Here is an 18,960-nt window from a genome sequence, read left to right on the forward strand (position 1 = left end):
CGGCTGCGCCAGACCGGTCACTTATGGATGCCCGGACCGGATAGACTTCCGAGGACTAAACACACAACCGGTATAAGCGCTAAACCAACCTCAAGCTTCATACCGACCTTCAGCTTCGCATGAGACTGCCGACCATCGATAATCTGGCCTAACAGTGAGCGGCTCAGTTGATCCCAAAGAACTTGCATCCTGTGAGGTTACAGGTTTCCTAGTCGGATGGTTAAACTTGTTCTCCTTCACAAGGCCAACTCAATTTATGAGGATGAGCCGGATGTCGTTTATGATTTTCCGCGCTCTTATCTTCGAGCAATCAACGAGGCTGTAGGTGACTGGATCATCTATTATGAACCGGTGAAGGCTGGGCCTCGCGGCTATTTCGCGGCGGCGAAGATCGAGCACGTGATCCCGAAGCCTGGCTCGGACGGGCGCTTTCTTGCAATGATCGAGCCGGGCAGCTTCCTACCATTCGACCAAAGCGTGCCGCGATTGATTGCTGGTCGGCCGCTGGAGGAGGCACTGACTGAGCCCGACGGCTCGCCGAAGAAGGGAGGCGCGGTGCAACTTGCAGTGCGCAGGCTGACCGCGGCTGATTTCACGCGCATTATAGATCTCGGCTTACCGCAGGATCTGGAGCAGATTGAGGCAACGCGCTACGATCCAAAGTTGCCTGGCCTTAACGATGGGGCGGAGCCCTTCGCGAGGCCTGTGCTTGAGCGACTCACCCGCCGACCTTACCGCGACGTAGCATTTCGCCGAAAGGTGCGAGAGGCTTACGGTTATCGCTGTGCGATGTCGGGCCTGATGCTGCGCAACGGCGGCGGACGGCCGGAGGTGCAAGCGGCGCATATCCGGCCGGTGGAGAACAGTGGTAGCGACTCGGTGCGGAACGGCCTGGCCCTGTCAGGGACCTTGCATTGGATGTTCGACCGCGGGCTGATTTCAGTCGCGGATGACTGTGAAACGATCCTCGTCTCTCATAACAAGGTGCCCGGTGAGGTTGTCAGCAGGTTGCTGGCGGGGGATGGTCGATTAATAAGGCCGGTAGACCCATGGAATGCACCGCACCCCGAAAACCTCCGCTGGCACCGTGAGAATATATTTGGTCGAGGGCTGTATGAGGGGTCCGCTGCTACAGTGTAACCGCGAGCGCAGCCCAATATGTCTGGACCACCCCGTTCACGCACATGCGGCCCATTGCCGTCATTCATCACTTGACCAACGCCGCCGTACAGCTTCCTCTAATTGGACGTTCGCACTTGGCACAGCGAGAACCATCTAGCAAAATCTGCTATGCGAGACCTACCTGACGCAAGTTGCGCGCACACGGCACACGCTGTGCCTGCGGAGTGAGCCGGAAGGAAGGAGAATGACACTGATTGTTCGATGAAGCTATTTAAGCATTTCCGCTTAAGATCACATTTCATGTTCGCAGTTTGAAAGGGTCGATATGACTGAGTTCCTGAAGAGTATTCCCAATATATTCCCAGCTGCAAGTGATCTTCAAGATTACGCCCAATACGGAGACTACTTCGGCGGGGTTTGGGGAACGGCCATATCCATAATGACACTACTCGTCGTTTTCATTACATGGCGTTCCACTCGTCGCGCTTCTCGACACCAAGCAATCACATCTGTTCTTTCGGAAATGTTAAAGACGCATGATGCTATTCTACTGAAAGATAAAGAGGGAAATTCTTCACAAAAAGGAGTTTCGGCTGAATTTCTTGGAGAGTTTTATGCAATTTATAAGATTGTGAAGAAACACTTTTCGAGTAATTCCGCTTCTAAAGCCAATGATTTAATAGATATTTCGTTTACATTTACGTTTTATGGTCCAAATACGGATGCCGCGCACAACCTAGCAGTCTACGGAGTTTCGAATATAAAAGACGTTCAGGACCAAATATCGACTGTTAGAAATACAGTCGGATATAAGTATAAATTTAAGGGTTTCCAGAATGTACTCTCTCACTATTTTAGAAATTTGTTTGGAATGTACTACCTGATAGATCAAGCAAATATATCCAAAAAAGAAAAGCTTGATCTGGCAAAAATAATCAAAGCCAAAATGTCAAATTATGATCAGGCAGTTTTAGCGCTGAATTCAATATCACACCTTGGATGGGATTGGGAAGAGCGAGGCTTGCTCAAGAAGTATCGTCCGTTCTCAAACATCCCGCGAAGATTTTTTAGCTTCGACGATGAGTTTGACTTGAGTGAAAGATTTCCTGATCTGCGCTTTGAGTGGGAAGGATATGGCTCAAGAAATATTAGAATTAGGAGATTCTCATTTTTCAATAATTCCATAATAGTGAAGTCGAAACGCTAGAATATTACTTTGCACAGTTGGAGAATTGAAAGCTGCGAATTAGTGGAGGCTTATGCTTCTTATTAATTTCGTAAACCAGTTGCGTACCTAAGTATCAAAAATCGATAAATTTTAAGTCTATGAAGCCGTGGGATCTTTCTGTAACTCTGGATTGACGAATAGCATCACATCGTGGATCTTCATCATATTTAAGGGTGATTCCGCTAGGTCGATCTGATCAGGGAGCGTGTCGTCTACCAACATAGGGCTTCATCGCACAGCAATTCAGGATGCTTAGCTTTTCTTAACCACTGCTAATACGCGGGAGTACTGTTTATATAATGTTAACATCTTTAGATATACGTTCCGTAGCTTCATTTTGCGAAGCTGGCGTTAGGCTAGAAGGCCTCGGACAGTGCAACGTCATCTTCGGACCAAATGGTTCGGGCAAATCGACCATCAGTCGGGCGCTCTCAAATTTGTCGTCTTTTCCGTCCTGCAGAGTTGCATGGGCCTCGGAACCAAAAGATGTGATTGTGTTTGGACGGGACTACATAGCCCGCAACTGCCACCCGTCACGGGCGATGCCAGGCATCTACACCCTTGGTGGTGACGCGGATGCGGCGCGGGAGGTGGAGCAAAAAGAGAGCGAACGAGAGCACCAACGGACAAAGTCGAAAACTGCGAAGGAGTGTTTAGAGGGACAAGAAGGCCAACCGGCACTTGACTCTGAGAATGAGACGTTCAGCAGGAATATTTGGAATAAGCGAAGGGAGGTGTGGACGTCATACAGGTCGCTAACATTCGGTCCCACATGGAGCGCCGAGGCTCGCTTTGCATCCGCCTACTACGCGCGAGCGGAACAGTGGACAGGCGAAGAACCACCGGCCCGCACCGGCCTTCTTGACCAGGGTAAGACCTTTGAACACGACCCGCCGATGGCTGCCGAGCGTCTAACTTTTCCTCCCAAGCCGTCGGTCGAGAACTCCGTCTGTGAGCGTCTTCGTAAACCTCTCGTACCGGCGAGCGATCAGCCAATCGCCGAATTGGTTGCAGAACTCGGAAGCGCCGATTGGGTTAAGGCGGGCCTGCCCCTTTTACACCAATCTTCCAGTCGCTGTCCATTTTGCCAGCAGCCAGTCGACCAATCCCTTTCTAGTCGCATCGCTGAAATCTTCGACGCGACTTACGAAAGCGGGATCGACGCGATCCGTAGGGCCCGCACCATTTACGCTGACGAAGTCGAGGCTATCGACAAGTGGATTGCCGACATGTCCGGTTCGCCACATCTTGATGCTGGTGCGAGCAAGGCATTTTCCGCTTGGGTTCTACTTCATCAACGCAATCTAAGCGCTTTCGACCGTAAGCTGTCAGCTCCGTCTTCCAAAATCGAGTTGGAAGCGGAGGGAGAAACTTTCGGGATGGTCCTGTCTTTCATAACAGAGGCTAACGCCAAGGCTGACCGCCAGACGAACTTATCCGAGAACTTCGCCCTCGAACGCTCTGCTTGGCAGGAGGCGGTCTGGAGCCGCTTCATCGCAGACACTCGCGCCGACTATACGAGCCACGACGCACGCCGAAAGCCACTTCTGAAAAAGGTTGAGGGTCTCCGGGGCTCGATCGCGCAGCACGAGGCCAAAATCGCCGAGTTGGATCGAGAGATCGCCGAACTTCGGCGTGGTATCACAGGCATTGAAGCAACCGCCGATGCAATTAACGACCTGCTGCGACTTCAGGGTCATAACAGCTTTCACCTTAGCCCCACATCGGGAGATGGCACCTACGCGGTTCATCGCGCCGACGGGTCTTCGGCTGGCGATACGCTTTCGGAAGGTGAGCAATCTTTTCTAGCCTTCGTATATCTCTACTATCATTTGTCAGGCGACCACGACAATGCGGCAGAAAACATAGGACGTGTTGTGGTGATCGACGATCCGATGACAAGCCAAGACGCCGCCGCTGTGCATACGGTCGCGGCCATGGTCCGAAAACTATTCGAAGACGCGTGTGCGCCGGGCGGCCGGATTTCTCAGGTCATTGTCTTAACGCACAATGCGCATTTTCATCACGAGATCAGTAGCTACTGGAAGGGCAAAGCCCCAGCACCAAAACATTGGATCCTCCGAAAATCTACGGGAGTGTCATCCGTGACGAGTCATGGAACGAATACTCCTATCATGACAGCCTATCGAGCGCTTTGGGACGAGGTGAATGATTCGGCGACGGTGCCGGTTGTACTCTGCAATACGATGCGGCGCATTTTGGAGCACTACTTTAGATTCATCGGCGGCATAGACTGGATGTCAGGCCTTGACGATCTTGATGGACCGGACGCCTTTGCCTTCGGTGCGCTCCGGCGATCTCTTAATGACGGGTCTCATGGCTACCTCGGCTCGGAGGAATTCTACTTTGATGCCGACGCGGGCGAACGCCTTCGTAGCGTTTTTCATCGCGTTTTCGATTTTCACGGGCAGGGTCCACATTATGAGATGATGTGTGCTACCAGGAAATTGCGCGAATCGTAGGGTTAATTAGAAATTGATTTAAGGGCGCACCTACTCATCGGAAATGCATAAAGTACTCCGATCTTGGTCCACTCTGGATCTTTGCTGAAAATTTGGGATTGGCACGACTGTGAGCTTCCGGAATTCACCCTCCGCGTTGGTAAGGCGCGTAACAAACCTTGGACCGTTTGAGTATCCGCTATAAGCTAATGCCGCAGCGGCGATGCTGCACCGCCATAAAATGGCTTTCCGCCCTACAGGTCGACCACGGCGCTAGTGTTGCTGCAGCGCGAACGAACGACCGCTTGCATGTCAGGGGCCTGATCCTTGCTGCACCACTTACAGGCCGCTTTCCGCCCTTCGCGTCGCCGTTGGTTTAGTGTCGATCCCTTACTTACCAAGCAGCCTGTATTTCCGCAGGGTGCGCCGGTGCAGGCTTCGATCATCCCTTTCAGTGGGGTCGCTCCGCCATCTCTCGGAGCCGTAGTGTGCGGATGCGGTTCGACCAGAGATCCTTCAGCCTTAGAAGACCCTTATATCCAACGCCACAGGAGAATTGAAAAAGATCGCATGTTTTCAAATTATTGCAAGCTAACCACCGTTCCGTCGCAGTCATCAGCTTTAGAGAAACGCGTTCGCTAGAGAGCAAAATGAAGCCTACCTGCGCCGGGACCGGTGAAGACCTCGCGTTCTATAAACCCTGAATACAACGAAAAAATCCGGCTGGTGCCGGACTTCGAGAGAGGTTCGTTTAGGGCATTTGGCGGAGCGAGAGGGATTCGAACCCTCGAGACGGTCTCCCGCCTACACACTTTCCAGGCGTGCGCCTTCGACCACTCGGCCACCGCTCCGTGGGGCGGGTCTAGCCCGACGCACGGCGCGGTGCAAGGGGATCACAGCTTGGAAACGCGCTTTTGCAGTTCGGCAAGCTGACGGCGGATCTCGGCAATGTCGCGCTCGTCTTCGGGGGCGGCGGAGCCTGCCGGAGGTGCGGGCGTGCCATCCTCGCGCTCGGGGCCCGAGGCACCGCCGCGCCAGCCGCCCATCATGGCCTTGAGGAACATCTGCTGCTGACGCTGCAGCGCGTCAAACCCGGGCATCGAGGCCATCGGATTGGGGATCGCGGCCATGTTCTCCATCAGTTTGGACTGACCCTCGCGCAGCATCTCGAAGCTGGCGGCCAGAAACTGTGGCACGACGGATTGCGCGTTGGTCGTATAGCTGCGCACCAGGTCGGTCAGCACATCCAGCGGCAGGACGCTTTCGCCCCGGCTCTCATGTTCCGCGATGATCTGCAGCAGATACTGTCGCGTCAGATCGTCGCCCGACTTCAGGTCTATGATCTTGACCTCACGGCCATCGCGGATGAAGCCCGCGATATCCTCCAGCGTGACATAGTCGCTGGTCTGCGTGTTGTAGAGGCGGCGGCTGGCATAACGCTTGATCAGCAGCGGCGCAGTCGATGCGGCCATCCTAGTATCCTTGAATTTATCCTGGCCGCCATGATGAATTCTGCACCCGCAAAACGCAAAGGAAAAAGCCCCGGCGCGTAAATGCGAACAGGGGCGACCGAAGTCGCCCCTGCCCCGTCAGTCCTGGTGATCAGCAGATCACTTGTCGGTGGCAGCCGTGGCGGCCTTCTTGACGGCGGTCTGGGTGTCGCGGGCGGCCTTCTCGGCCACCTTCTGCGCATCCGAGGCCATGTCCTTGCCAGCGGTCAGCATCAGGTCGACGGTGTCCATCTGGACCTTCTTGGCGACTTCGGCATAGGCAGCCATGTGCTCGGCGGCCATTTCGGCTGCGGCCGAGGCGAAATCGCTCATGGCCTTGGCGTATTCGGACGGATCCTGCTTGACGGCAGCCAGTTCGCCCATGCGCGAGATCGAGTCCTTGGCCCAACGGGCCGAAATCTCGGTCGAACGCTCAGCGGCGCTCAGCGCGACGCGGGCCAGCTTTTCGCCCATCATGGACTGCGACTTCATCGCGTCCTGCATCGAGCTGGTGTCGATGGGAAAGTTGGCCATCATGTCCTGCATCGTCTTGGTCATATCGGGGGTCTTTGCCATGTCGTTCACTCCTGTGATGCAGCGACCGAGAGACAGAGGGAACGGGTCGCTGCGATCCATTCCATGCACCCAATATGAATGCTGCACTGCAGCATTTCAAGTATTTTTTCTGCAGCGCGGCAAAAATCCGGTGGGCTGGCGCAAGCCCTTGGAAAGGCACATGCGCCAGCCCCGCCTCAGCTGGCGCGTTCGTGGACGTACCGGCCGGGGGCAGGATCCAAGCCGGTTCCGGGGTCGCGCGCGGGCACCATGGGCCCCGCCCTTTCGGCCAGCCAAGCCCCCCAGGTCGGCCACCAGCTGGACTGCTGGAACGTGGCCGCGTCCATCCAGTCCTGATGGGTGCCCTCGAACCCGTGATCGCTCAGATAGTGGCCATATTTCTGCCGGGTCGGCGGGTTCACGATGCCCGCGACATGCCCCGATTGCGACAGGATGAATGTCTTGTCCTTGGATCCCATCTGCGCGACGCCGCGCCAACAGTCCTTCCAGGGGGCGATGTGATCGGCCTCGCAGGCAACGGAACACAGGGGCACCGTCACGTCGGACAGGTGCAGGCGATGGCCCAGCATCTCGAACCCGTCGGTGGCAAAGGCGTTCTTCTGGCACAGCCCGCGCAGGTACTGCATGGCCATGCGCCCCGGCAGGTTGGTGCTGTCGCCGTTCCAGAACAGCAGATCGAAGGCCGGTGGCGTCTCTCCCATCATGTAGCTGCGGATGGCGGGGCCCCAGACCAGGTCGTTGGCGCGCAGAAAGCTCATGGTGCGCGACATCAGCTGGGCACGCAGCAGGCCGTGGCGCTGGACCTCGGCGTCGATGCCGCCGACAAAATCGTCCTGCAGAAAGCTGGTGAATTCGCCCTGATCCGAAAAATCGGTCAGCGTGGTCAGCAGGGTGGCCGAATTCACGCGCCGATCACCCTTCTGCTTCAACAGCGCCAAAGTCAGCGACAGCGTCGTGCCCGCGATGCAATAGCCCACCGCGTTCAGCCGCGCCTGCCCGGTCAGGGCCTGCACCTGGTCCATCGCGTCCAGATAGGCCTCGACGTAATCCTCCATGCCCGTGTCGGACAGGCTAGCATCGGGGTTCTTCCAGCTGACGACGAACAGCGAATGCCCCTGATCCACCAGCCAGCGGATCAGGCTGTTCTGGGGTTTCAGATCCAGGATGTAGAACTTGTTGATCCAGGGCGGAAAGATCAGCAGCGGCAGCGTATGCGCCTTGGGCGTGGTCGGTGCGTACTGGATCAGCTCGAACAGCGGCGCGCGATAGATGACGGTGCCGGGCGCCGTGCCGATGTTCTCTCCGACCGTGAAGGCGCGGCGGTCGGCCAGCGACACGATCATCTCTCCGCCGTGCTGCTCGACGTCGCGGACCAGGTTCTCCAACCCCTTGACGAGGCTCTCTCCCTCGGTCTCGACGGCCTTCTCCAGCGCGTCGGGATTGGTGGCCAGGAAATTGGTTGGGGCCATCATGTCGATGATCTGCGCGGTCATCCAGTGGACCCGCTTGCGGGACACATCGTCGGGCAGATCCAGCGTGGCGGTCGCGTCCTTCAGCGCGCGGGCATTGGTCAGGTACTGCTTCTTGATCAGGTTGAAATACGGGTGCGTCTGCCACAGCGGATTGGCGAACCGGCGATCGGCGGGACTGTCATCCTCGGGTGCCGTCAGCTGTCCCGTGGCCATCGCCTTCTGGGCGCGGGCATAGTTCGACAGGGTCTGACCCCAGAACGTCACCTGCGTCTCGATCATCTTGGCGGGGTGTTCGGCCAGCGTCTTCAGAAAGGCGTTGGCGGCGGTCAGGTACAGCTCTGCGCCCGGCCCCTCGACACCGCGATTGGGCGGGCTGCGGTCAGCCAGCGCCGACATCAGGCGGTGGCCCAGGGTCTCGATCCGCTCGATGTTTTCGGCCAGCTTCTGGACGGTGGGCGTCGTCGGCGCGGGCTTGGCCACCTCGACCTCGGGCGCCTTGGCTTCGGGTTCGGGCTTCGCGCGCGTCTTTGCGGTTGTTACCGGTTTGGCACGCGATTTGGCAACATTTTTACCCGTCTTGTCCGGCTGTCTTGCCATGATCCGTAATCCCCCCTACGTATGGGGTCATGATATGCGCAGGGCAGGCAAGGCGTAAACCCGGCTTCTGACCCAGTTCCCGCCGCCCCTTTGCGCGCTTATCATATGCCGCGGCGCAGCAAATGTGGGGTTACATGTCGGTCAAAGGTCTTCGCGGCATCGTGTCCTATGACGCGATGGAGACGATTCGGAACACGAATGAATGGATGGGCGCGACCGCGCGGGCGATCGGATCCTATCCGGCCTTCGCGCTGATCCCCCATCCCGCGTTCCGCATGCTGGGTGCCTGGGGCCGTGTCACCGAGCGCAGCTTTGCGCGGATGGTGATCAAGCCCGATTGGGAAATCCCCCCCATCGCCGGAGAGGACGGACAGGACCACGTGGTCTATGTCGAACCCGTCGTGCGCCGCGCCTTCGGCGATCTGATCCATTTCCGCGTCGCCCGGCGCGAGCCCCTGCCCCGCAAGGTGCTGCTGGTCGCGCCGATGTCCGGCCATTATGCGACGCTGATGCGGTCCACCGTCATGTCCCTGCTGAACGACTGCGAGCTGTATGTGACCGATTGGCACAACGCCCGCGACATTCCCGTCAGCGAAGGCAAGTTCGACGTCGAGGATTACACCCGCTATCTGGTCGATTTCATCCGCCACCTTGGCCCCGACGTGAACGTCATCGCGGTCTGTCAGCCCGCGCCGCTGGCCCTTGTCGCAACCGCCATCCTGGCGGAGGAGGACCCCGCCGCCCAGCCGCGCACCCTGACCCTGATCGGCGGCCCCGTCGATCCCGACGCCGCCGCGACCGAGGTGACCGACTTCGGAAACCGCATCACCATGGGAGAGCTGGAGCATCTGGCGATCCAGTCCGTGGGCTTCAAGTATCGCGGCGCGGGGCGGATGGTCTATCCGGGGCTGGCCCAGTTGTCCTCGTTCATCACCATGAACATGCAGACGCATACCCGCGCCTTCATCGAACAGATCTATGCCGAGGCCCGCGGCACCGCCAGCGAGGGCGACAAGCACAACAAGTTCTATGACGAATATCTGGCGGTCATGGACATGACCGCGGAATTCTATCTGTCGACCGTCGAACGCATCTTCAAGAACCTGGAAATCGCGCAGAACCGCTTTACCGTCGAAGGCCGGCCCGTCGACATCGGCAAGATCACCGACGTGGCCGTGATGACGGTCGAGGGGGCCAATGACGACATCTCGGCCCCCGGCCAGTGCGTTGCGGCGCTGAACCTGTGTTCTGGCGTGCCCGATGCCAAGAAGGTGCAGCACCTTGAACCCGGCGCGGGCCATTACGGCATCTTCGCGGGCAAGTCGTGGCGCCTGAACATCCGCCCGCTGGTTCTTGATTTCATTGACGAGAATGCGGCCCTGCCGGACAGTGTCAAGCCTCGGCGCAAGCGCAAGGTCGGGGGTGCGGCCGCCGATTGCGGCGTCAACGATCCGATCCATTCCGACAACGTCGCGGTCTGATATCCGTGCCGCGGGACGGGGGGAACCCGGTCCCGCGCATCGTTGTTTATCCCTCGATCGCCGCCAGATGCGGCACGAAAGGATTGCACGATGACCGACCACAATCACCAGTTCTGGAGCCGTCTGGACGACATCAACAGCGGCATGCTGGGGGTGACCCAGGATGCGCGGCTTGTGCCGATGTCGCATTACACCGACCGCAAGGTCAGCGTTTTGTGGTTCATCACCGCCAAGGACACCGATCTGGCCCGCAGCGTGGCATCAGGCCCGCAAGAGGCGATGCATGTCGTCAGCGACGGCGGGCAAGGCCTCTATGCCCGCATTCACGGCACGCTGTCGCTCTCCGACAACCGCGCCAAGCTGGACGAGCTGTGGAACGCCGTGGCCTCCAGCTGGTTCGAGGATGGCAAGCAGGACCCCGATGTCCAGCTGCTACGTCTGGACCTGTCCGAGGCAGAGGTCTGGGCCACCGGCGGCAGCATGTCGTTCCTGTACCAGATTGCCAAGTCCAAGATCACCGGCGACAAGCCCGACATGGGCGACCACTACACCCTGACGTTCTGAACCACCTCGCCGATCGTCGCGACGATCAGGTCCAGACATTCGGGCGAGGAAAACCGGTGGTCGGCCCCCTTTACCAAGGTCAGCCGCACATCCTCGCCCGTCACATGGTCCAGCAGATCCATCGCCCAGGATACCGGAACATCTTCATCCGCCGTTCCCTGCAGCATCCGCACCGGGAACGGCAGGTCCAGCGGCCGATCCAGCACCAGTTGCTGACGACCGTCCTCTATCAGCCGACGTGTCAGGATCAGCGGTTCGCCATATTCGCTTGGCAGGGCGACACAACCTTCTTGCGCCAACACCCGCCGCTGTTCGGCTGAAAATCCGGCCCAAAACCCGCGCTCGGTGAAATCCGGTGCCGCGGCGATTGTGACCAGCCCGGCGATGCGGTCCGGGATGGCACGCGCCATCAGCAGGCTGATCCAGCCTCCCATCGACGACCCGACCAGAATCTGCGGCCCGTCGGTCAATGCCCCAATCGCCGCGCGGGCATCCGCAGCCCAGTCCGCGATGCAGCCATCCTCGAACGCGCCGTCGCTGGCGCCGTGGCCCGAATAGTCGAACCGCAGGAACGCCCGCCCCTGCGCCGCAGCCCAGTCCCGCAGATGAACGGCCTTGGACCCCTGCATGTCAGACCGAAAACCGCCCAGAAACACCACGCCGGGCCCCTGCCCGTCCAGACGCTCATAGGCAATGCGCCGGCCCGCATCCGTCGTCAGATAATCCGTCATTCGCTCACCTCGTCCAATCCCCGTGCGACCCAGGCCCCCAAGGCCGAAGCCGCTGCAAAGGCCGCCACGGACCATTCCGCACCCAGCACCGCCAGCCCCGCGGACGCGGCCCCGGCGACCAGCAGCACGACGCCCACCACCAGGTTCGACACCGCGGTATAGGCCGCGCGCTGATCCGCAGGCGCCATGTCGACCAGATAGGTGGTCCGCCCTTGCCGCACCCCGTGATAGGCGATCATCAGGCCGAACAGAACCACCGCGATGGCCCCCGGGGCCTGTGCCAGCCCCATCGCGGCCAACGTCAGGGCCAGCGCCAGCGCCACGGCCCCCGCCACCCCAGACCAGATCAGCACGCGCCGGGCCGACCGGTCCGACATCCGCCCCCAGACCCAAGACGACAGCAGCGACGCCAACGCCGAAGCCAGCACCAGCAGCCCCAGTTGCTGATCGCCATCGCCCGCGGCCGCCAGCACCAGCAGGTAGGGCGGCGCCAGCGCAGATCCGACCAGCAGAGAGCGCGCGATGATGAACCGCGCCAGCTGCCCGTCCTGTCGCACCAACCGCAGCTGCCCCAGGGATTCGGACAGGCTCAGGACCTCCTCGCGCGGCTGCGCCTCTTCGGCCAGCGTTGCAAAGACCGCGCCCGCCGCGATCCACACCACCCCCGCCAGCGCGACCGCGCCGATGACCAGCACCGCCCGGTCCAGCGGCTGCCACAGCAGCAGGCCCGCAAAGACGATCACCCCGGCCGCGCCCACGCTGCTGGCGAAGCCGGTGGCCGCGCCGCGCCGTGATTTGCCCACCGTCTTGCCCAGCACGTCCTTGTAGCTGGCCGAACAGACCGACCGCGCCAGCGCCAGCACCGCCAGCGCCGCGATGATCGCGATACCCGCCGCAGCCCCTGCATCGTCAGCGCGATCGCCGCGATGGCCAGCGCGGCCAGACCCTGCACGGCGCTGCCCACCGCCCAGGCCCATTTGCGCCGCGGCAGCGCGCCGATGGCCCCGGCAGTGAACAGCTGCGGCAGCAGCGATCCGGCCTCGCGCACCGGGACCAGCAGGCCGATCACCCCCGCCCCCGCGCCCAGATGGGTCAGCAGCCAGGACAGCACCAGTTTCGCATCGACCAGCCCGTCGCCCAGCTTGGACGCCGCCAAGGATATGATATGGCGCAGGAAATTGCGCGGCTCGACCTGCTTCTGGGCGTCGGACAGGCCGCCGTCGCTGTCGGGGTCCTCGACCAGACGCTCGAACAGCTGGTCCTCGAAATCGCTGTGGTGGCTCATGCTGGCATCCCGTGTGTTGCCGTAATCTTGACTAATTGGGCGGGCACGTCCATGCCTGCCTGACCATAACCCGCAACCGGGCGTTCCGTGGGCGCCAAACCGACGAGGAGGACATCATGTCCCAGATCACCCTCACCTTTCCCGATGGCAATGCGCGCGACTATCCCGCCGGCGTGACCGCCGCCGAGGTCGCCGAGAGCATCGCGCCCAGCCTTGCGAAACGCGCCATCTCCGCCAGCCTGGACGGCAACCACATCGACCTGGCCTGGCCGATCACGGCCAGCGGCCAGATCGCCATCCACTCGATGAAGGACGAGGCGCAGGCGCTGGAGCTGATCCGCCACGATTTCGCCCATGTCATGGCCCGCGCGGTCCAGGCGATCTGGCCCGACGTCAAGGTCACCATCGGCCCGATCCGCGATCACGGCTGGTTCTATGATTTCGACCGGTCCGAGCCCTTTACCCCCGACGATCTGGGCGCGATCGAGGCCAAGATGAAGGAGATCATCAACGCCCGCGAACTCGTCCGGACCGAGATCTGGGACCGCGACCGCGCGATCGCCCATTACAAGGCGGCGAACGAGCCCTTCAAGCTGGAGTTGATCGACCGCATTCCGGATGGTCAGGACCTGCGCATGTATTGGCACGGCGACTGGCAGGACCTGTGCCGCGGCCCGCATCTGCAGAACACCGGGCAACTGCCCGCCGACGCCTTCAAGCTGACCCATATCGCCGGGGCCTATTGGCTGGGCGATGCGACGCGGCCCATGCTGCAGCGCATCTATGGCGTGGCCTTCCGCAACCGCGACGACCTCAAGGCGCACATGACCATGCTGGAGGAGGCCGCCAAGCGCGACCACCGCAAGCTGGGCCGCGAGATGGACCTGTTCCACATGCAGGAGGAGGCGCCGGGCCAGATCTTCTGGCACCCGAACGGCTGGAACATCTATACCACGCTGCAGGATTACATGCGCCGCAAGCAGCGCGCCGACGGCTATGTCGAGGTCAACACCCCGCAGGTCGTCAGCCGGAAATTGTGGGAGGAATCAGGGCATTGGGAGAACTATCAGGAAAACATGTTCATCGTCGAGGTCGATGAGGAGCATGCCAAGACCAAGACGATCAACGCCCTGAAACCGATGAACTGCCCCTGCCACGTGCAGATCTTCAACCACGGCCTGAAATCCTATCGCGACCTGCCGCTGCGCATGGCCGAGTTCGGGTCGTGCAACCGCTATGAGCCGTCGGGCGCGCTGCACGGCATCATGCGGGTGCGCGGCTTTACCCAGGACGACGCCCACATCTTCTGCACCGAGGACCAGATCGAGGCCGAGACCAAGAAGTTCATCGACTTTCTGGCGGGCATCTATTCCGATCTGGGCTTCGACGGCTGGCGCATCAAGCTGTCCACGCGCCCCGAAAAGCGCATCGGGACCGAGGAAAGCTGGGACCGGGCCGAAGCCGCCCTTGGCAACGCCTGCAAGGCCGCGGGCCATGACTACACGGTGTTCCCCGGCGAAGGTGCCTTCTATGGCCCCAAGCTGGAGTTCGTGCTGACCGACGCGATCGGGCGTGACTGGCAATGCGGCACGCTGCAGGTGGACCCGAACCTACCGGAACGGCTCGATGCGGAATATGTCGGCGCCGACGGGCACAAGCACCGCCCCATCATGCTGCACCGCGCGGTCCTGGGCAGCTTCGAGCGGTTCATCGGCATCCTGATCGAGAACAGCGCCGGCAAGCTGCCCTTCTGGCTGGCCCCGCGCCAAGTGGTCGTGGCCTCCATCGTGTCGGATGCGGATGCCTATGTGCATGAGGTCGTGGCCGCCCTGCGCGCCCAGGGCATCCGGGCTGAGGCCGATATCCGCAACGAAAAGATCAACTACAAGGTCCGCGAACATTCCGTCGGCCGCGTCCCCGCAATCCTGGCCATCGGCATGAAGGAGGTCGAGGATCGCACCGTGTCGCTGCGCCGCCTGGATGCGCAGGGCAGCCGCACCGTGACCCTGGACCAGGTCGTGGCCGACCTTGCGGCCGAGGCCACGCCCCCGGACCTGCGCTGACCCCTGCCTGCGTCAAACGCGGCATGACGGGGCCGCGTTTGACTCTTGCGTTTTGCAACGATTCGGGCATCCTCTCAGTCGCGTGAGCGAAGACTTTCTACCGCCTCCCTCTTGGGCAGCCGGAAGACCGAAAGCGGGCTGCACGGCCTGGCGCAATCCTGCGTCGGGATGACTTGAAGGAGAATACGGTTATGGCGACCGGAACGGTAAAATGGTTCAACTCGACCAAGGGCTTCGGCTTCATCGCGCCCGATGACGGCGGCAAGGACGTGTTCGTGCACATCTCGGCCGTGGAACGTGCCGGGCTGACGGGCCTTCAGGACAACCAGAAGATCGCGTTCGAGCTTCAGTCCGGTCGTGACGGCCGTGCCTCGGCCAGCGATCTGAAACTGCTCTGATCCGCCATCGCGCGTGATCCGGACGGCCCGTTCGCGCGGGCCGTTTTTTATTGGGCGACAGGCAGGGCACGGGGATGAACCTGGCGGAACATGTGCTGCGCGCGGGACGCGATGTCCCTGACAAGCAGGCCCTGGTCGTCATGGGGCCTGACGGCGCGGATGTCTGGACGCATGGCGACCTGCGCCGCGCTGTGCTGAGCACTGCCACGGGCCTGCTGCGCGCAGGTCTGCGCCCCGGCGACCGGCTGCTGATGCGGCTGGCGAACCGTCCGGCCTTTCCGATCGCCTATCTGGGCGCCATCGCCGCGGGCGTGATCTCTGTACCGACCTCTGCCCAGCTGACCGCGCCGGAAATCACCCGCATCGCCGCCCGCATCGCACCGGCGATGATCGTGGCGGGCGCGGGCGTGCCCCTGCCCGACCATCCCGCCCCGGTCCTGGCCGAGGCCGATCTGGACAACTTTGCCACGCTGCCACCCGCAGACTTCGCCCAAGGGTCCGCGGATCGGCTGGCCTATGTCGTCTTCACATCGGGCAGTTCTGGACAGCCGCGGGCAGTGATGCACGCCCATCGCGCGATCCTGGCGCGGCAGGCGATGATGCAGGTTGGTACGGGCTGCGCGCCGACGACCGGCTGCTGCATGCCGGGGCGTTCAACTGGACATTCACCCTTGGCACCGGGCTGCTGGACCCGTGGACCGTGGGCGCGACCGCGCTGATCCCGGCAGACGGCACCCCGATCGAGCGCATCCCCCTGCTGGCCGCCCGCCACGGCGCGACGATCCTGGCCGGGGCGCCCGGCGTCTTTCGCCGGATGCTGCGCGCGGACTGGCCGCCCATCCCGACCCTGCGCCACGCCCTGGCCGCCGGAGAACGCCTGGACCCCGCCCTGCGCGCCGCCTGGACCGCCCGCACCGGCACCGACCTGCACGAGGCGATGGGCGCGTCCGAAATCTCGACCTTTCTCTCCGGCAGCCCCGACCGCCCCGCACCCATGGGCACGGCGGGCTTTGCCCAGCCCGGCCGTCATGTGGCGATCCTGGGCGATGACGGCCCCCTGCCGCCCGGACAGCCCGGCGCGCTGGCGGTCCGGCGCGACGATCCTAGCCTGTTCCTGGGCTATCTGGACGATCCCGACGCCACGCGCGCCTGCTTTCGCGGCGACTGGTTTCTGACCGGCGACATGGCGCAGGCCGACGACCGTGGTGAGATCACCCTGCTGGGCCGGGCCGACGACATCATGAACGCAGGCGGCTTCCGCGTCGCCCCGCCCGAGATCGAGGATCACCTGTCCACCCATCCCGGCGCGGGCGACGTGGCCGTGGCGGAACTGCCCACCGCGCCGGGGGTCAGCATCGTCGCGGCCTTCTGGACCGGTCCCGCGACGCCTGCGCAGATGCAGGCTCTGGCCCAGGACGGCCTTGCCCGCTACAAGCAGCCCCGCGCGTGGATCCCGCTGGACGCGCTGCCGCGCACGCCCACCGGCAAGATCAACCGCCGCGCCCTGCGCGAGGCGCATCGCAAGGACCGACCATGACCCGCCTGGACATCTTCGCCGATCCCGTCTGCCCCTGGTGCCTGATCGGCAAGGTCGAGCTGGACCGCGCCCTGGAAAGCCGCCCCGACCATCCCTTCGCGATCACCTGGCACCCGTTCCGCCTGAACCCCGCCATGCCGCCCGAAGGGATGGACCGCGTGGCCTATCTGCGTGCCAAGCTGGGCGATCAGGTCGATGCCGCCACCCGCGCGCTGGCCGAACGCGCCGCCGCCCTGGGCCTGACCCTGAACCCGTCGCCGCGCGAACCCGACACGACAGACGCGCATCGCCTGATGCACTGGGCCGGGCTGGAGGGCGCGCAGACCCGCGTCATGGCCGGCCTGCTGCGCGCGCATTGGCAGGACGCGCAGGACATCGGCGATGCGGACACCCTGACGGCGATCGCCGGGGCCGCCGGCATGGACCCCGCGTTGACCGCCCGCCTGCTGGCCAGCGACGCCGACCGCGACGAGGTCGCCCGCCGCGAATCGCATGCCCGCCAGCGGGGCATCTCTTCGGTCCCGACCTTCATCGTCGCGGATGCCCATGCGGTCAGCGGCGCCCAGCCTGCGGCATTGTGGCAGGGCGTCATCGACGAGATCATGGCAGCATCCCGCCAGGGTTAACTTGCAGACTCTGCAAGATGGGCCTATCTGAGGGTCTGACCCAATCGGTGACCCCATGACAGACGTTTCCCACGCCGGGCTTGCGCCGCAGCGCCGCCTGCCCCTGCCCGAATTCATCGCGATGCTGGCGTTCCTTTTCGCCACGATCGCCTTTTCCATCGACGCGATGCTGCCCGCCCTGCCCGACATCGCGGCCGACCTGACGCCCGACAACGTGAACCGCGCCCAGCTGATCCTGACCACCTTCGTGGCCGGGATGGGGCTTGGCACGCTGTTCGCGGGCCCCATCTCGGACGCGATCGGCCGCAAGCGCACGATCACCATCGGGTTCGGCATCTACATCGCCGCGACCATCGCCGCGCTTTACGCCGACTCGCTGGAATTCCTGCTGATCGCGCGGTTCGTTCAGGCTTGGGCGCCGCCGGCCCGCGCATCGTGGGCTTGGCGCTGGTCCGTGACCTCTACGAAGGCCGCGAGATGGCCCGCATCAGCAGCTTCGTCATGATGATCTTCATCATGATCCCGGCCGTCGCTCCTTCGCTTGGCGCCGGAATCATCGCGATCTCCGACTGGCACGGGGTGTTCCTGGCCTTCATCGCCTTCGCCGTGATCGGCGCGCTGTGGCTGAACATCCGCCAGGCAGAGACCCTGCCCCCCGCCGCACGCCGCCCCCTGCGCGTCGGCACCCTCTATGCCGCCGCCAAGGAGGTCCTGTCCGACCGCCAGGTGATGCTGGCCACGCTGATCCTGACGTTGGGCTTCGGGCAGATGTTCGGCCTGCTGTCATCCGCACAGCAGCTGTTCGGCGAAACCTATGGCAAGGGAGAGAACTTCCACCTGTGGTTCGCCGCCATGGCACTGCTGTCAGGGTCGGGAACCATCCTGAACGCGACCTTCGTGATGCGCTTCGGCATGCGGCGGATCGCGAAATGGGCTTATGTGATGCAGACCATCGTGTCGGGCGTGGCGCTGACGCTGATCCTGTCGGGCGTCCTGCCGCAGGGTCTGGAGTTCCCGCTGTTCTTCTTCTGGGCGGTCAGCGTGTTCTTCATGGCCGGCGTGACCTTCGGCAACCTGAACGCACTGGCGCTGCAGCGGATGGGCCATATCGCGGGCATGGCCGCCTCCATCGTGGCGGCGATCTCGACGCTGGCCGCGGTGCTGATCGCGGCACCCGTCGGGCTTCTCTACAACGGCACGGCCATTCCCGCGATCACCGCGACGCTGATCTGTTCGGGCATTGCCTGGGCGCTGATGCGCAGCCTGAACGACTGAAGACGGGCGGGCCTTTCGGTCCCGCCCGTTCCTCATGGCACCGTCCGCGGGGG

13 protein-coding genes, 1 tRNA gene and 2 pseudogenes are annotated in these 18,960 nt (G+C 62.1%); 10 read left to right on the forward strand and 6 right to left on the reverse strand.

Annotated elements, in window-relative coordinates:
• Nucleotides 1-216 precede the first annotated feature (216 nt).
• The 3 genes from TY51_RS01065 (at nt 217) to TY51_RS01070 (ending at nt 4,833) form a co-directional block, all read left to right on the forward strand.
• On the forward strand, nt 217-1,140 hold the full coding sequence (locus TY51_RS01065) for an HNH endonuclease (protein ID WP_042244719.1): 924 nt from the start codon (nt 217-219) through the stop codon (nt 1,138-1,140).
• Between the two features lie 307 nt (nt 1,141-1,447).
• The gene (locus TY51_RS20690; protein ID WP_081994640.1) at nt 1,448-2,329 is read left to right on the forward strand and encodes a putative phage abortive infection protein; all 882 of its coding nucleotides are present in this window, start codon (nt 1,448-1,450) and stop codon (nt 2,327-2,329) included.
• Between the two features lie 320 nt (nt 2,330-2,649).
• On the forward strand, nt 2,650-4,833 hold the full coding sequence (locus tag TY51_RS01070; RefSeq protein ID WP_081994641.1) for an AAA family ATPase: 2,184 nt from the start codon (nt 2,650-2,652) through the stop codon (nt 4,831-4,833).
• Between the two features lie 740 nt (nt 4,834-5,573).
• Here the strand turns inward: TY51_RS01070 and TY51_RS01075 are convergent.
• The 4 genes from TY51_RS01075 to phaC all read right to left on the reverse strand — a co-directional run bounded on the left by TY51_RS01075 (nt 5,574) and on the right by phaC (nt 8,947).
• Nucleotides 5,574-5,663 (reverse strand) — tRNA-Ser (locus tag TY51_RS01075).
• A gap of 42 nt (nt 5,664-5,705) precedes the next feature.
• Complete coding sequence (gene phaR / locus TY51_RS01080) at nt 5,706-6,284, reverse strand: polyhydroxyalkanoate synthesis repressor PhaR (protein ID WP_042244723.1); 579 nt, start codon at nt 6,282-6,284, stop codon at nt 5,706-5,708.
• Between the two features lie 138 nt (nt 6,285-6,422).
• A complete protein-coding gene (locus TY51_RS01085; protein ID WP_042244725.1) occupies nt 6,423-6,878 on the reverse strand; it encodes a hypothetical protein in 456 nt (151 codons plus the stop codon).
• Between the two features lie 176 nt (nt 6,879-7,054).
• Nucleotides 7,055-8,947 carry a class I poly(R)-hydroxyalkanoic acid synthase gene (gene phaC / locus TY51_RS01090; RefSeq protein WP_081994642.1) on the reverse strand — a complete coding sequence of 631 codons (1,893 nt, stop codon included), beginning with the start codon at nt 8,945-8,947 and terminating at the stop codon, nt 7,055-7,057.
• Nucleotides 8,948-9,081: 134 nt separating this feature from the next.
• Between phaC and phaZ the strand changes: the two genes are divergently transcribed.
• Nucleotides 9,082-10,428 (forward strand): polyhydroxyalkanoate depolymerase, encoded by a 1,347-nt coding sequence (phaZ, locus tag TY51_RS01095; RefSeq protein WP_042244727.1) that lies wholly within the window; start codon nt 9,082-9,084, stop codon nt 10,426-10,428.
• Between the two features lie 90 nt (nt 10,429-10,518).
• A complete protein-coding gene (locus TY51_RS01100; protein WP_042244730.1) occupies nt 10,519-10,992 on the forward strand; it encodes a pyridoxamine 5'-phosphate oxidase family protein in 474 nt (157 codons plus the stop codon).
• On the opposite strand, the gene TY51_RS01105 is transcribed toward TY51_RS01100, so the two are convergent.
• Entirely contained in the window at nt 10,974-11,723 is a 750-nt protein-coding gene (locus TY51_RS01105) for a carboxylesterase (RefSeq protein WP_042244732.1), read from the reverse strand. The genes TY51_RS01100 and TY51_RS01105 overlap by 19 nt on opposite strands.
• Entirely contained in the window at nt 11,720-12,586 is an 867-nt protein-coding gene (locus TY51_RS01110; RefSeq protein WP_231558834.1) for an MFS transporter, read from the reverse strand. Before TY51_RS01110 ends, TY51_RS01105 begins: the two co-directional genes overlap by 4 nt.
• A 538-nt stretch (nt 12,587-13,124) precedes the next feature.
• Between TY51_RS01110 and thrS the strand changes: the two genes are divergently transcribed.
• The 5 genes and pseudogenes from thrS (at nt 13,125) to TY51_RS01135 (ending at nt 18,907) form a co-directional block, all read left to right on the forward strand.
• On the forward strand, nt 13,125-15,071 hold the full coding sequence (gene thrS, locus TY51_RS01115) for a threonine--tRNA ligase (protein WP_042244734.1): 1,947 nt from the start codon (nt 13,125-13,127) through the stop codon (nt 15,069-15,071).
• A gap of 191 nt (nt 15,072-15,262) precedes the next feature.
• Nucleotides 15,263-15,469: a cold-shock protein gene (locus tag TY51_RS01120; RefSeq protein ID WP_042244736.1), complete on the forward strand. Its 207-nt coding sequence runs from the start codon at nt 15,263-15,265 to the stop codon at nt 15,467-15,469.
• 74 nt (nt 15,470-15,543) lie between these two features.
• Nucleotides 15,544-17,006: pseudogene (locus TY51_RS24435) on the forward strand (AMP-binding protein).
• Entirely contained in the window at nt 17,003-17,632 is a 630-nt protein-coding gene (locus TY51_RS01130) for a DsbA family oxidoreductase (RefSeq protein WP_042244738.1), read from the forward strand. Before TY51_RS24435 ends, TY51_RS01130 begins: the two are co-directional and overlap by 4 nt.
• A 55-nt stretch (nt 17,633-17,687) precedes the next feature.
• A pseudogene (locus TY51_RS01135) lies at nt 17,688-18,907 on the forward strand (multidrug effflux MFS transporter).
• Nucleotides 18,908-18,960: the final 53 nt, after the last annotated feature.

The organism is Paracoccus sp. PAMC 22219, from assembly GCF_000787695.1.
Classification (GTDB): domain Bacteria; phylum Pseudomonadota; class Alphaproteobacteria; order Rhodobacterales; family Rhodobacteraceae; genus Paracoccus.

What these genes read in the sequence shown, in the direction of transcription:
- TY51_RS01130 (WP_042244738.1), top strand. Translation starts at nt 17,003, where the DNA reads ATGACCCGCCTGGACATCTTCGCCGATCCCGTCTGCCCCTGGTGCCTG.
- phaC (WP_081994642.1), bottom strand. Translation starts at nt 8,947, where the DNA reads ATGGCAAGACAGCCGGACAAGACGGGTAAAAATGTTGCCAAATCGCGT.
- TY51_RS20690 (WP_081994640.1), top strand. Translation starts at nt 1,448, where the DNA reads ATGACTGAGTTCCTGAAGAGTATTCCCAATATATTCCCAGCTGCAAGT.
- thrS (WP_042244734.1), top strand. Translation starts at nt 13,125, where the DNA reads ATGTCCCAGATCACCCTCACCTTTCCCGATGGCAATGCGCGCGACTAT.
- TY51_RS01105 (WP_042244732.1), bottom strand. Translation starts at nt 11,723, where the DNA reads ATGACGGATTATCTGACGACGGATGCGGGCCGGCGCATTGCCTATGAG.
- TY51_RS01120 (WP_042244736.1), top strand. Translation starts at nt 15,263, where the DNA reads ATGGCGACCGGAACGGTAAAATGGTTCAACTCGACCAAGGGCTTCGGC.
- phaZ (WP_042244727.1), top strand. Translation starts at nt 9,082, where the DNA reads ATGTCGGTCAAAGGTCTTCGCGGCATCGTGTCCTATGACGCGATGGAG.
- TY51_RS01100 (WP_042244730.1), top strand. Translation starts at nt 10,519, where the DNA reads ATGACCGACCACAATCACCAGTTCTGGAGCCGTCTGGACGACATCAAC.
- TY51_RS01070 (WP_081994641.1), top strand. Translation starts at nt 2,650, where the DNA reads ATGTTAACATCTTTAGATATACGTTCCGTAGCTTCATTTTGCGAAGCT.
- phaR (WP_042244723.1), bottom strand. Translation starts at nt 6,284, where the DNA reads ATGGCCGCATCGACTGCGCCGCTGCTGATCAAGCGTTATGCCAGCCGC.
- TY51_RS01065 (WP_042244719.1), top strand. Translation starts at nt 217, where the DNA reads ATGGTTAAACTTGTTCTCCTTCACAAGGCCAACTCAATTTATGAGGAT.
- TY51_RS01085 (WP_042244725.1), bottom strand. Translation starts at nt 6,878, where the DNA reads ATGGCAAAGACCCCCGATATGACCAAGACGATGCAGGACATGATGGCC.